The organism is Aeromonas sp. FDAARGOS 1410 (genome assembly GCF_019048745.1).
Taxonomy (GTDB): domain Bacteria; phylum Pseudomonadota; class Gammaproteobacteria; order Enterobacterales; family Aeromonadaceae; genus Aeromonas; species Aeromonas jandaei.
In genome coordinates, this window is sequence record NZ_CP077401.1 from 1,362,767 (window position 1) to 1,376,365 (window position 13,599).

13 protein-coding genes are annotated in these 13,599 nt (G+C 58.6%); 6 read left to right on the top strand and 7 right to left on the bottom strand.

The genetic code is table 11. The annotated features are described in order from the left end of the window. Position 1: 1 nt before the first annotated feature. Positions 2-973, bottom strand: coding sequence for an octaprenyl diphosphate synthase (gene ispB, locus I6L40_RS06570; RefSeq protein WP_071914459.1), 972 nt, complete (start codon positions 971-973; stop codon positions 2-4). A 242-nt stretch (positions 974-1,215) separates the two neighbouring features. Between ispB and rplU the strand changes: the two genes are divergently transcribed. From rplU to I6L40_RS06600, 6 genes are all read left to right on the top strand, one after another. Then, positions 1,216-1,527 carry a 50S ribosomal protein L21 gene (gene rplU / locus I6L40_RS06575; protein ID WP_005304210.1) on the top strand — a complete coding sequence of 104 codons (312 nt, stop codon included), beginning with the start codon at positions 1,216-1,218 and terminating at the stop codon, positions 1,525-1,527. A 17-nt stretch (positions 1,528-1,544) separates the two neighbouring features. Then, positions 1,545-1,802, top strand: coding sequence for a 50S ribosomal protein L27 (gene rpmA / locus I6L40_RS06580; RefSeq protein ID WP_005304202.1), 258 nt, complete (start codon positions 1,545-1,547; stop codon positions 1,800-1,802). A gap of 190 nt (positions 1,803-1,992) precedes the next feature. Next, positions 1,993-3,195, top strand: a complete 1,203-nt coding sequence (gene cgtA / locus I6L40_RS06585; RefSeq protein WP_041210430.1) for an Obg family GTPase CgtA — start codon at positions 1,993-1,995, stop codon at positions 3,193-3,195. Positions 3,196-3,498: 303 nt separating this feature from the next. Beyond that, positions 3,499-4,869 (top strand): YjiH family protein, encoded by a 1,371-nt coding sequence (locus I6L40_RS06590; protein ID WP_071914460.1) that lies wholly within the window; start codon positions 3,499-3,501, stop codon positions 4,867-4,869. Between the two features lie 144 nt (positions 4,870-5,013). Next, positions 5,014-6,003: a luciferase-like monooxygenase gene (locus tag I6L40_RS06595; RefSeq protein ID WP_071914461.1), complete on the top strand. Its 990-nt coding sequence runs from the start codon at positions 5,014-5,016 to the stop codon at positions 6,001-6,003. A 227-nt stretch (positions 6,004-6,230) separates the two neighbouring features. Continuing rightward, the gene (locus I6L40_RS06600; RefSeq protein WP_043851783.1) at positions 6,231-6,731 is read left to right on the top strand and encodes a 2TM domain-containing protein; all 501 of its coding nucleotides are present in this window, start codon (positions 6,231-6,233) and stop codon (positions 6,729-6,731) included. Positions 6,732-6,808: 77 nt separating this feature from the next. Here I6L40_RS06600 and I6L40_RS06605 read toward each other — a convergent pair whose 3' ends face one another. From I6L40_RS06605 to lptD, 6 genes are read right to left on the bottom strand one after another with little or no spacing between them, the layout of a single operon-like run. Next, positions 6,809-7,630, bottom strand: a complete 822-nt coding sequence (locus I6L40_RS06605; protein WP_043851782.1) for a symmetrical bis(5'-nucleosyl)-tetraphosphatase — start codon at positions 7,628-7,630, stop codon at positions 6,809-6,811. 6 nt (positions 7,631-7,636) lie between these two features. Continuing rightward, positions 7,637-7,999 (bottom strand): Co2+/Mg2+ efflux protein ApaG, encoded by a 363-nt coding sequence (gene apaG / locus I6L40_RS06610; RefSeq protein ID WP_216995169.1) that lies wholly within the window; start codon positions 7,997-7,999, stop codon positions 7,637-7,639. 4 nt (positions 8,000-8,003) lie between these two features. After that, positions 8,004-8,816, bottom strand: a complete 813-nt coding sequence (gene rsmA / locus I6L40_RS06615; RefSeq protein ID WP_041210436.1) for a 16S rRNA (adenine(1518)-N(6)/adenine(1519)-N(6))-dimethyltransferase RsmA — start codon at positions 8,814-8,816, stop codon at positions 8,004-8,006. Continuing rightward, positions 8,806-9,801: a 4-hydroxythreonine-4-phosphate dehydrogenase PdxA gene (pdxA, locus tag I6L40_RS06620; RefSeq protein WP_124241384.1), complete on the bottom strand. Its 996-nt coding sequence runs from the start codon at positions 9,799-9,801 to the stop codon at positions 8,806-8,808. The genes rsmA and pdxA overlap by 11 nt, the downstream gene beginning before the upstream one ends. Then, positions 9,801-11,099, bottom strand: coding sequence for a peptidylprolyl isomerase SurA (gene surA, locus I6L40_RS06625; RefSeq protein ID WP_216995170.1), 1,299 nt, complete (start codon positions 11,097-11,099; stop codon positions 9,801-9,803). Before surA ends, pdxA begins: the two co-directional genes overlap by 1 nt. Before the next feature lie 26 nt (positions 11,100-11,125). Next, positions 11,126-13,582 carry an LPS assembly protein LptD gene (lptD, locus tag I6L40_RS06630; protein ID WP_216995171.1) on the bottom strand — a complete coding sequence of 819 codons (2,457 nt, stop codon included), beginning with the start codon at positions 13,580-13,582 and terminating at the stop codon, positions 11,126-11,128. Between the last annotated feature and the right edge of the window lie 17 nt (positions 13,583-13,599).

Consider the following 13,599-nt stretch of genomic DNA (forward strand, 5'->3'; position numbering starts at 1 on the left):
ATCAGGCGCTGCGCTGCACGGCCATGTGAGCCAGTGTTTCCAGAGCCAGCTTGTGCTGGGAGTCAGGCAGAATGGCGAGGGCGGCAATGGCCTTGTCAGCCTCTTCGCGAGCCCGCATGCGGGAGTATTCCAGCGCACCGGTACGATCGAGAATGGCCAGGATCTGGTCGAGGTGTTCCATGCCGTTGCGGTGCTCGATGGCATCGCGTACCAGCTGACGTTCCTCGGGCGAACCCACTTCCATGGCACGCAGCAGCGGTAGGGTCGGTTTGCCTTCGGCCAGATCGTCGCCGACATTCTTGCCCATCTCTTCGCTTTGAGAGCAGTAGTCCATCACGTCGTCGATGATCTGGAAGGCGGTGCCCAGATACTTGCCGTAATCGGTCATCGCCTGCTCGACGGGCGCGGGCTGATGAGTCAGCACTGCGGCGAGGCGGGTCGCGGCTTCAAACAGCTTGGCGGTCTTGCAGTAGATGACCGTCATATAGCTCTGTTCGGTGGTATCCGGATCGTTGCAGTTCATCAGCTGCAACACTTCCCCTTCGGCGATGGTGTTGGTGGCATCGGAGAGGATCTCCATCACCCGCAGGTTGGAGAGCTCGGCCATCATCTGGAAGGAGCGGCTGTAGAGGTAGTCACCCACCAGAACGCTTGCCGCATTGCCGAACAGAGCGTTGGCCGTTTCGCGGCCACGGCGCAGGTCGGATTCATCGACCACGTCGTCATGCAGCAGGGTAGAGGTGTGGATAAATTCAATAATGGCGGCCAGTTTCAGGTGATCCTCACCTTCGTAGCCCAAGGCGCGAGCAGCCATCACAGTCAGCATGGGGCGCATCCGCTTGCCGCCAGCACTGACAATATAGAAACCCAGCTGATTGATCAGACTAACGTCGGACTGGAGTCGGGCCAGGATCAGTTCATTGACCGCCGTCATGTCGGCGGCACAGAGCGCACGGATAGTCTGTTGGTCCATAAGTCTCGTAACGTGACAGCAGCAATAACTGCGATTTTTAGTAATGCTGGGGATTCTACACGATTTCACAATGGGTTACAGTTAAGCGTTTATCCACGGCGGCAGATATGCGCACAAAATAAACTTTTTGCGAAAATGGCCTTGCCTGAGCAGATCGATTTGCGTAGAATGCCCGCCCATTGTTATAGGTTTTTGTGCATGTCTGCCTTGAGCAAAAGACATGCCTTTACGGAGTTAATCAAATGTACGCGGTATTCCAAAGCGGCGGAAAACAACACCGTGTGGCCGAAGGTCAAATCGTTCGTCTGGAAAAGCTGAACGTTGAGACTGGCGCTACCATCGACTTCAACGAAGTTCTGATGGTTGCTGCAGGCGACACTTTTAAAGTAGGAGCTCCTTTCGTTGAAGGTGGCAAGGTTGTAGCTGAAGTTGTGGCTCACGGCCGTGGCGAGAAAGTGACTATCGTCAAGTTCCGTCGTCGTAAGCACCACCGTAAGCAAGCGGGCCACCGTCAGTGGTTCACTGAAGTCAAAATCACTGGCATCAGCGCTTAATTAGAGGAGTCCGATAGATGGCACACAAAAAAGCTGGCGGTTCATCCCGCAACGGTCGCGATTCTGAAGCCAAACGCCTGGGCGTGAAGCGCTTCGGCGGCGAAACAGTTCTGGCTGGCAGCATCATCGTTCGTCAGCGCGGCACCAAGTTCCACGCAGGTGAGAACGTTGGTCTGGGCAAGGACCACACCCTGTTCGCTACCGCGAACGGCAAGGTGCAGTTCGAAGTTAAAGGTCCGCTGAACCGTAAGTACGTTAGCATCGTTGCTGAGTAATTACGGACCGCAAGGATCCGAAGCCCCGCCAACAGGCGGGGCTTTTGTTTTTCCGAAATGATGACGAAAAAACGGAACGCAGATGACCCGGGCGCAGAGATGGCTCGGTGAGGCAAGATGCGTATCGCCCGCAGGGGTCTGTACCACTATAATTGCGTATCGGTTTTTCGAATTAAGGTGACGGTTACCTATGAAGTTTGTTGATGAAGTCCAGATTCGAGTCGATGCCGGTGACGGTGGTAACGGTTGTGTAAGCTTTCGCCGTGAAAAATATATTCCCAACGGTGGTCCGGATGGTGGCGATGGTGGTGACGGTGGCGACGTGTATCTGGTTGCCGACGAGAACCTCAACACCCTGATCGACTACCGTTTTGAGCGCTTCCATGCCGCTGAACGTGGCGAGAATGGCCAGAGCGCCAACTGTACCGGTCGCCGTGGCAAGGACAAAATCCTGCGCGTGCCGGTCGGTACCCGTGCGACCGACGAAGATACCGGCGAGCTGCTGGGTGACCTGACTCACCACGAGCAGAAGCTGCTGGTCGCCAAGGGCGGCTTCCACGGTCTTGGCAATACCCGCTTCAAGAGCTCGGTCAACCGGGCGCCGCGCCAGAAGAGCAACGGTACTCCGGGTGAAGTGCGTACCCTGAAGCTGGAGCTGCTGCTGCTGGCTGACGTCGGTATGCTGGGTCTGCCGAATGCCGGCAAGTCCACCTTCATCCGCGCCGTATCAGCCGCTCGTCCGAAAGTGGCTGACTATCCCTTTACTACCCTGGTGCCGAACCTGGGCGTAGTACGTGGCGAGAACTCACGCTCCTTCGTGATCGCCGATATCCCGGGTCTGATCGAGGGGGCCGCCGAAGGTGCGGGCCTCGGGATCCGCTTCCTGAAACACCTCGAGCGCTGCCGCGTATTGATCCATCTGGTGGATATCTGCCCGGTTGATGGTTCCGATCCGGCCGAAAATGCCGTGACCATCGTGCGCGAGCTGGAGAAGTACAGCCCCGAGCTGGCTGGCAAGCCGCGCTGGCTGGTGTTCAACAAGATGGACCTGATTCTGGAAGAAGAGGCTCAGGAGGTGATGGACCGCGTGAAAGCCGCCCTCAACCATGAAGGGCCGGTCTACGCCATCACTGCCATCAGCAAGGAAGGGACCAAGAAGGTCTGCTACGACATTCTGGATCTGCTGGATACCATGCCCCGTCAACTGGAGCAGGATGCCAAAGAGGCGATCGAGAAAGTGGAGTTCAAGTGGGATGACTACCACAAGAACCAGCTGGCCAAGGCCGAAGCGGAAGCGCTTGCCGCCTCCATGGCCTTCGACGAGAGCCTCGATGATGATGACTGGGATGACGAAGATGATGATGGCGTGGAAGTGATCTACGTCCGCGATTGATTTCGTTGTTCTTTGCCAAAAACCGGAGCCTGCAGAGGCTCCGGTTTTTTTATGGCTGGCGCCTGGTCTCTGTTGTCTCTACCTGATTAGCTTGGGGCGGGCCGAGTGTTTAGTGAATTAATATTCTGTCAGCTGCCTGTTTACCCGTTCACGCCGGTTTTATTTGGGTATTTATTCGTTAATTAATCTGAAATTGCTTTTTTAATCCATTCTATTGGGATATTCTTGCGCCCCGTTTGGCTGGATGTGCATGAATATGCGCATTATCCGGCATAAGTTTTAGCTATGTCAGGGCAGTAGATTATGTTGGAAAAGAGTCTGGAAGCGCCTGCGGTCAATACCCGCCGCAATCTGTTGATGTTCTTGATCCCCTCGCTGATCGGGATCCTGTTGTTCATGACTCCGGTACTTTATGACGGGAATGTCACCATTCCGGTAGCCGTGCTGGCCAAGCTGGTTCAGCGGGTGTTTGCCGACTATCTGGTCGCCATGGTCAGCGCGGTGATCACTACTACCATGCTGATGACCGTCATCGCCTGGTTGTTCAAACCGGCGATCCTGGTGCACCGTCCTTTCCTCAACAGCCTGTTTAACGTCTCTCCCTTCTGGGCCTGTGTGCGGGTGCTGGGCGGGATCTTCGTACTGCTGACCTTCTTCCAGACCGGGCCTGAAGTGCTACACTCCGGCGCAACCGGCGGGCTGGTGCTCAACGATCTGCTACCAGTGCTCTTCTCGGTCTTCATTTTTGCCGGCCTGCTGCTGCCGTTGTTGCTCGATTTCGGGCTGCTGGAGTTCGTCGGCACCATGATGACCCGCATCATGCGCCCGGTGTTCCGTCTGCCGGGTCGCTCCGCCGTGGACTGTTTTGCCTCCTGGCTGGGGGATGGTAGCGTCGGCATTCTGCTCACCAGCAAGCAGTACGAAGGGAAGTTTTATACCCAGCGGGAAGCTGCCGTCATTGGTACCACCTTCTCTGCCGTCTCCATCACCTTCTGTCTGGTGGTGATCTCTCAGGTGAAGCTGGAGCACATGTTTGTGCCCTTCTATCTGACCGTCTGTTTGGCCGGTGTGGTTGCGGCCATCGTGGTACCACGCCTGCCCCCGCTCTGCTGGAAGAGGGATGTCTATATCGATGGCACCCCCTTGTGCCGCAAGCAGGAGTCTGTACCGCATCAACACAGTGTGCTGAGCTATGGTCTTGAGCGTGCCCTGACCAAGGCGGAGAAGATGACCGATCTCGGCGCTGTGGTGCGGGAAGGGGTGAAGAACGCGCTGGACATGGTGTTTGGCGTGCTGCCAGTGGTGATGGCGATCGGTACTTGTGCCCTGATGCTGGCTGAACATACCCCCGTCTTCAACTGGCTGGGTGCGCCGTTCGTTCCCTTGCTCGAACTGCTGCAACTGCCGGAGGCCGAAGCGGCCGCCAAGACCATCATGGTCGGGTTTGCCGACATGTTTATCCCGGCTGTGCTGGCATCCAGCATCGAGAGCGAGATGACCCGCTTCGTCATCGCGGCCATGTCGGTGACCCAGCTTATCTATATGTCTGAAGTGGGCGCGCTGTTGCTGGGCAGCAAAATTCCGGTCAAGTTGTGGGAGCTCTTTATTATCTTCCTGATGCGCACTCTGGTGACCCTGCCGGTAATTGCCGGTATGGCTCATCTGCTGTTCTGATACAGACTGCCATAGCCTTAAGGCCACTCCCTATGGAGTGGCCTTTTGCTATCTGGCGTTTGCCACGGCAGAAAGTGTTCCGTTCGAACATCTCATGGTAGAGTGCCCCTCTGTTAGCAAATTGTGATGCAACGGAGTGTATTTATGTCTGCCATTCCCTATTCCCTTCTCGATCTGGTGCCGGTTGCCGAGGGTTCCCATCCTGCCGAATCGTTCCACCATTCGCGCGATCTGGCACAACATGCCGAGCGTTGGGGTTACCATCGCTACTGGCTGGCCGAACACCACAACATGCCGGGTATTGCCAGTGCAGCGACATCTGTGTTGATCGGCCATCTTGCCGGGGCAACCAGCACCCTGCGGATCGGGGCGGGTGGCATCATGCTGCCGAACCACTCGCCGTTGGTCATTGCCGAGCAGTTTGGCACCCTGGCTTCTCTCTATCCCGACCGCATCGATCTCGGCCTTGGTCGCGCCCCCGGTACCGATCAGCGCACCATGCGGGCCCTCAGACGCCAACGCAGTGGTGAGGTGGATGAGTTCCCGGCCGATGTCCGCGAGCTGATGAGCTACTTTGGCGACGAGATTGGCGCGGTGCAGGCGGTGCCCGGGCAGGGACTGCATCTGCCCATCTGGCTGCTGGGCTCCAGCCTCTACAGTGCCCAACTGGCTGCGGCGATGGGCTTGCCGTTCGGTTTTGCCTCCCATTTTGCGCCAGCCATGTTGCTGCAAGCACTTGAGCTCTATCGCAACCAGTATCGCCCTTCTGCTCGCTGGCCCAAGCCCCATGCGGTGGTCTGCATCAACATGATCGCCGCCGACAGCGAGCGGGAGGCGCGCTTCCAGTTCACTACATTGCAGCAGCAGTTCCTGCGCCTCCATCGTGGCGATGCGGGCAAGCTGCCAGCACCGGTTGCCGAGTTGGGCGAGCAATGGTCGCCGCGCGAGCTGATGGCGATGGAGCAGACCCTTGCCCGCTCTCTGGTGGGCGATCCGGAGCAGATCCGCCATGGCCTCAAAGCGTTGCTGGCGGAAACCCGAGCCGATGAGCTGATGTTCAACGGTCCCATCGTCGATCATCAGGCTCGCTTGCGCTCTTTCGAGATCGCAGCCGGGTTGATGCGGGATCTATAAGCTCGCCTCCCCGCATACAAAGGCGCTATCTTGCAGAGAGAGTCTGGTGTCGCCCCGCTGTCAGATTTTCGCAAGGGGGCTGTTGGGGAACCGGATCCCGGATATCAAGCCTTTATCTAATGTACTGAATTAAAAGGAAAGTCAGGTTGGTGTCAGGCTGCTGTCGTGTCGCGTGCCACCCTCCAGCCCCTATTCTGGTTCCGTCAAGCAACCACAAGGAGTTCGAGATGATCGTCAGGAAGTTGAGATTGCAGCGGGGCTGGTCACAGGAGCAGTTGGCAGCCTTTACCGGCCTGAGCGTTCGCACCATTCAGCGGATCGAGCAGGGTCAGCAACCCGGACTGGAATCCCTCAAGGCCCTGGCCGCCGTCTTTGAGCTCGATGTGGCGCAACTGGACGGCACACGGCAACAGGAGCATGAGATGAGAGGGAGTGACACGATGGAACAGGATGGATTGCAGGTCTCGGCTGAGGAGCGGGCCGCCATGAAGTATGTGGAGGGGCTCAAGGGCTTCTATCACCATGTCGCCAGCTATCTGCTGGTGATTGGCGGGTTGTTTGCCATCAACTACCTGAGCAACCCCGGGTATATCTGGGCCTGGTGGCCGGCATTGGGGTGGGGATTGGGGTTGGCGTCCCATGCCATTCGGATATTCGAGCCTTTCAAACTGTTTGGCCCGGAGTGGGAGCGACGCCAGATCGAGAAACGGTTGGGGCGCAAGTTGTAACCAGAGCTGTTGTGGAAAAAGAGAGCCCGGCAAGTTGCCGGGCTCTCTTTTTGGTTCAGGTCTTTGCAATCACTGCCCTAGCTGGCGTGAGTGGGGCAGGGGGTGGCAAAGAGGGCATCATCCTCATAGCGCCACAGAGTGAGGCTGTTGCCCCAGACACAGCCGGTATCGAGCGCCTTTATATCGCTCTTGCCGGTGTTGCCCATCAGGGCCGCCCAGTGGCCGAACACCAGAATGGGGTCATCCACGTGATGCTCGCGCTGCTCGAACCAGGGGCGCAGCCCCGGGGTCGACTCTTTGGGGCCCTTCTTGCATTTGAAGTCGAGCCGACCATCGAAGTAGCAGAAGCGCATCCGGGTGAAGGTGTTGATGATGTAGCGGTAGCGGTCGATCCCGACCAGATCATCTTTCCAGCCATCCGGCTGATCGCCATACATGTTGTGCAGTAGCCACAGGTACTGATCGCCACGCAGCAGGCTCTCTACCTCGCGGGCGCAGTTGCGGGCGGTGCGGGCATCCCACGCCGGAGAGATACCGGCATGCACCATCATGATGGGCAGGTCGGGGTGTTCGGCCAGCAGCGGGCGGTGGCGCAGCCACTCCAGCAGTTCGTCCCGATCCGGCGCATCCATCAGGCTCTGCAGCTTGTCTTTCTTCTTGAGCGGTGCAACGCCATTGGCCACCGCCAACAGGTGCAGGTCGTGGTTACCGAGCACGGTAATGGCACGGTTGCCCAGATCCTTGACGAATCGCAATGTGTTGAGCGAGTCCGGGCCGCGGGCGACCAGATCGCCGCAGAGCCAGAGCACGTCATTTTCGGGATCGAACTTGGCAAGATCCAGCAGACGGCGCAAGTCGTCGTAACAGCCCTGGATGTCACCGACAAAACAGTTCGCCATGAAACCTCAGTTGATAATGTTGGGGATGGCCAGCGTGAAGGGGGCGACGGGCGCCTCAAACTGCTGGCCAGAGCCATCTTGCAGGGTGTAACTCCCCTCCATCACTCCGAGCGGTGTCGCCAGCGGCACGCCGCTCTGGTAGCGGTAGGTCTCTCCCTCGGCAATAAGGGGTTGCTCCCCGACCACGCCGAGGCCCGAGACTTCCTGCATCTTGCCATTGGCATCGGTGATGAGCCAGCGCCGATGCAGCAGCTGCGCCGGGCCGGGCCCCAGATTCTCAATCTCGATAAGATAGTGAAACTGGTAGGGGTCTTTGCTATCCGCCACATACGAGGGGTATGGGCGGACAACGATGTGCGGGAGCGACACCGGATCAGGCCTTTGGCTGATCCGCCAGCCAGTTGGCGATCATGACAAACTGCTCGAGGGAGAGGTTCTCCGGGCGCAGATTGCCATCGATACCAAGCTCGGTCAGCTGGGCGTCGGTGATGAAGTTGGAGAAGCTGTTGCGGATGGTCTTGCGACGCTGGCCGAAGCCCTCAGTGCAGACGCGATTCAGACAACGGATGTCTTTGGCGACTATGGTCGGGTTCTTGTGCGGCACCAGACGAACCACGGCAGAGTCTACCTTCGGTGCTGGCTTGAAGGCGCCCGGGCCCACTTCCAGTACCGGGATCACCTGGCAGTAGTACTGGGTCATCACGCTCAGACGGCCATAAGCCTTGCTGCCGGGGCCGGCGGCCAGACGCAATACCACTTCCTTTTGCAGCATGAAGTGCATGTCTTCGACCCGATCGGCGAACTCGCACAGGTGGAAGATGAGCGGGGTGGAGATGTTGTAGGGCAGGTTGCCGAAGATACGCAGCGGCCCCTTGCCTTCACCCATCAGGGTGCTGAAGTCGAAGCGCATGGCATCGGCTTCGATGACGGTGAGCTTCTCCTTCAGGGTCGGGTGCTCGCGCAGGCGCGCCGCCAGATCCCGGTCCAGCTCGACCACGGTCATCTTGTCCATCTGGGCGGCAACCGGCTCGGTCAGCGCGGCCAGACCCGGGCCGATCTCCACCAGGTTTTGGCCCGGCTGCGGATTGATGGCGGCCACGATCTGGTCGATCACGTAGCGATCGTGCAAGAAGTTCTGACCGAAACGCTTACGGGCCGTGTGGCCCATGTGCACCTTACTGCTCATATCTTTTTTTCTCTACCATCTTGATGGCGTGGTTAATCGCGGTGACAAGGCTACCCGAATCAGCCAGGCCCTTGCCTGCCAGATCCAGCGCGGTGCCGTGATCCACCGAAGTGCGGATGAAGGGAAGCCCCAGAGTGATATTGACCGAACTGCCAAAGCCCTTGTATTTGAGCACGGGCAGCCCCTGGTCGTGGTACATGGCGAGTACCGCATCCGCATCCTTGAGGTATTTCTCCTGGAACAGGGTGTCGGCCGGCAACGGGCCGACCAGATCGATCCCCTCCTGACGCAGAGTCGCCAGAGCGGGTTCGATCACGTCAATCTCTTCACGTCCGAGGTGGCCGCCTTCCCCTGCATGGGGATTGAGGCCGCAGACGTAAATTCGGGGTTTGGCGATGCCAAACTTGGTAGCGAGATCCGCATTGAGGATGCGGATCACCTTGCCGAGGCGATCTTCCGTGATCGCCATCGCCACATAGGCAAGGGGGATATGGGTGGTCGCCAGCGCAACCCGCAGTCCCTCGGTTGCCAGCATCATCACCACGTCGGCGGTGCCCGACTGCTGGGCGAAGAATTCGGTATGACCGCTAAACGAGACTCCGGCCTGGTTGATGATCCCCTTGTGCACCGGCCCGGTCACCACGGCGGCAAATTCGCCGCTCATGTTGCCATCGCAGGCGCGTTGCAGGGTCGCCAGCACATAGGCGCCGTTGCCTTCGTTCAGCTCGCCCGGTACCACAGAGGTACCGAGAGAGACAGAACACACCGTCAGGGTACCGGCTCGCTGCGGTTGAGCAGGTTGACTGGCATCATAGGGCTCAAGCTCGATGGGCAGCCCAAGCAGGGCCGCCCGCTCGCGCAGCAATACCGGATCGGCAATGACCACCAACTGGTGCGGCCAATCCTGCTGGGCAATCTGCAGCACCAGATCAGGCCCAATCCCGGCCGGTTCGCCCGGGGTGACGGCAAGACGACGACAGTTCATCAGCTACCGGCGCCTTCGATGCGGATGTAGGCCTCGTCACGCAGCTCGTCCAGCCACGCCTGGGACTCTTCCACGAAGCGACGGTTGTAAATGAGCTGGTAGGCGCGCTGCTCCTGTGCCTTGTCGGTGGCGTCCTGGCTACGGCGATCTTCCACCTGCACGATGTGCCAGCCATGGCTGGTACGGAACGGGGCACTGATTTGGCCCGGCTGCAGGCGGTTGACCATGTCGCGGAACTCGGGCACATAGACGTTGGGATCAGACCAGCCCAGTTCGCCGCCCTGTACTGCAGAGCCCGGATCTTCGGAGTACTTCTCAGCCATGCTGGCGAAGCTTGCCTTGCCGCTCTTGATGTCGTGCAGAATGCCGTCCAGCATCCCCTTGGCCTTCTCTTCGCTCAGGATGATGGAGGGCTTGATCAGGATGTGGCGAGCCTTCACCTCGGTCAGCATCACCTGCTGCTGCCCCTTGGTATCGAACACCTTGATGATGTGTAGACCGGCACCGGAGCGCAGCGGGCCGACGATGTCGCCCTTCTTGGCGCCCTGTACCGCTTCCGCCATCAGGGTCGGCATCTCTTGCGGGCTCATCCAGCCCCAGTCACCACCTTCCAGCGCCTTGGGCCCATTACTCTCGGCAATGGCCAGTTTGCGGAAGTCGGCACCCTGCTTGAGGGCAGTCAGGATACGCTCGATCTTGCTCTTGGCGGCATCCAGCTGGGCAGCGGTGGGGTTATCCGGCAGGGAGATCTGGATATGACCGACGTGGTATTCGTCCTGTTGCTGACCCTGTTTTTTCAGGATATCGACCACCTGCTTCACCTCCTGATCGGAGATGTTGATGCGACGACGTACCTGATTGCGGCGTACCTCGTTCATCAGGATCTCGCGGCGCACCTCTTCCCGATACTGGGCATAGCTCATCCCTTCGCGGGCGAGCTGGGCACGCAGCTGATCCATGGTCATCTTGTTGTCGGCGGCGATCCCCTGGATAGCTTGCTCCAGCTGGGTATCGCTGATCTTGAGGCCCTGGCGATCAGCCAGTTGCAGCTGCAGACTCTCCTGGATCAGGCGATCCAGTGCCTGCTTGCGCAGGGTGGCGTCATCGGGCAGGGACTGGCCACTCTCCTGGGCGGAGAGTTTTACCTTGTTGACCAGTGCATCCTGTTGACTGGCAAGCACCACGTCCTTGTTGACCACGGCCAGCACCTTGTCCATCAGCTCGGGGGCCGCCAGTGCGGCCTGACTCATGGCGCCAAACATACCCGCGGTCAGCAGGGCAATCAGGGTCTTTTTCATATCCATCTCTCAAGGCTGGACCAGCATCATTGCTGGTCTTTCAGATTAAACGGGCGAACATAGGGCAACAGCTCGGTATCCAGCGTGACGCTGCGGCCACCGGTACCGACACTGCCAAGTCCCTTCATCTCGAATTGAAGACCGATCGATTTCTCGGAGGTGGGCTTCAGAGTGATGTTGTCTGGCTGGTTATGCCACTCCAGACTCAGGTTGATGCTCCAGCAGCAGGAGTCATATTTGACACCTATTTTGCGGTCAATATTGACGTTTTGCTGGATGTCACGGTAGTAGCCACCATACATCTGCCACTGATCGGCGATCGGCGCCATCATCACCAGACCTGCCTGGCTCAAGTCTTCGGCTACAGCACTGTTGTAGTAGCTCTTGTTGCCATCCTTGATAAAGCGGTAGTTGACCTGGCTGATGAACTTCTCGTTGCGGTATTCCACAGCGCCATTTGCCGCACTGAACTGACTTTTCTCGGTGTCGTATTGAGTGCCAGCGTGAGCAAACCACTGCTCCGTGACCCGGGCATCCCCCTCAAAGGAGAGCAGGGAGCGAGAGTTGGTGCTCTCGGGATCCGAAGGATAGAGGCGAACCTTGGGTGGCGTGATCTCGAAGGCCTGGGCTACTGCCAAACGCAGCCGCTCGTCACCTACGTTGTCGTAGATCCGGCTGGTGAGACCGGCAGTGACCCGGTTGGCGTCGCTGATGCGGTCGAGACCGGCATACCGACGATCGCTGAACAGGCTGTAGTAATCCTGACGGGTGGTGGTGGAGTCATAGATCCCGATATCGTCCTGATCCCGATAGGGGACGTAGAGATACTGGAACTCGGGTTCCAGAGTCTGGGTGCCCTTGCCATCATACCAGTCAACCGGGCGATCGAAGTTGAGCCCCCCCTTGAGGCGGAAGGAGGGGAGGGTGCGATTGACAGTGCCATCCTTCAGGGTGAGCTGGCCAGTGCTGGAGTCAGTAAAACGCGAGCGATCCGTGTAGACCAGATCCTTGGGCACCTCCTGGTTGTAGGAGGTAAACATCAGCTTGTACTGGCTGGTGAGGTAGTAGCCAGGGGCATCGATGAGAGGCACGGTCAGGGTCGGAGCCAGGTGCAGACGGGTGGTGGTGTAACGCTCACCGGCCTGCTGGGCACTGGCGCTGCCGCTGTCATAACCAAATTTGGTCAGTTCGCTGTTCCAGGCCAGATCGAACCACTTGCCCTGCTGGTAGTAGTTGTAGTCGATACGCGGCAGCATCTCGTGAGGCAGCAGCGCGTAGGGGCTCAGGATCTGATAGCGGCGCACTTCTGAGGTTAGGTTCCAGTTCTGCTGGTAGTAACCGGCAGTAAAGGATTGCTGCAACTGGCTGTCGACCTGGGTGCCCACCGGCGGGCTGAAGTCGTTGAAGTAGTTGTAATCCTTGTCGCGCACCTGAGTGTAATCGACACCAAAGCGCAGGGAACCATCCATCAGGCTTGAGCCGTGACGCACGTTCATCAGATAGCGGTGGCCATCGGACAGGTAAGGGGTGCCGGTCGACGTGTTGATGAAGCTGGGGTTGCCGGCATCATACTGCTTGTCGTCCGCCAGGTTTTCAAAGTAGAGGATGCCTGCGTGGGCGGGGTCCGGCATATAGCGGAACTCCACCTGCTCCATCAGGCCACGTTTGTCCATAAAACGGGAGGTGATGGTGGCATCGTAGTTGGGGGCTATGTTCCAGTAGAAGGGCTGGGTGATATCCATGCCGTTGCTGGAACTCTGGGTATAACCGGGGTAGAGCAAGCCTGTCTTCCGCTCATCCTTGATGGGGAAGTTGATATAGGGGAAGTAGAACACCGGATAGTCGTAGAGCCAGAGGCTGGCGTTCCACGCCTCGCCGAACACCTCTTTCTGGTCGATGTCGATGCTGCCAGCCTTGAGTGTCCACACCTCCTGACCGGGGGGGCAGGTGGTGTACTGGGCCCCCTCCATGGTGATGTTCTGGTTGTTGTTGGTCATGGTGACCCGCTTGGCAAAGCCGCGCACCGGTGAGCCATGAACCTGATATTTGCCCTCTTCCAGTTCGGAGTTCTTGGTATCCAAATTCGACTTGAGGGTCTTGTCGCTGGTGACGGTCACCTGACCGTCGTTGTAATAGATGTTGCCGATGGCGATGACATCCCGGCTCTTCTGGTCGAGCTGGGCATAGTCGGAGTCGAACTTGCGAACCCCCTGACGAACCTTGACGTCCCCTTCATAGACGGCGGTGCCGCCCTGCTTGGCTTCGAGGCGGTCAGCATCCACCTCGACCGGCAGCGCATTGGCCTCCTCGGCAGAGGCTGGTTTTTCGACCTTGGGGACATAGTCGTAACAGAGGCTGTCGAGGATCCCTGTGGCTGGCGGCGTCTCAAAAGGGGCAGCCTGAACCATCATGGATGTCAGGGCCGGTGCCAGGCTGATAGTCAGGGCGATGGGATAACGGTATCCCAGTGTCCATTTTGTCATGTGAAAGACTCGTGCAA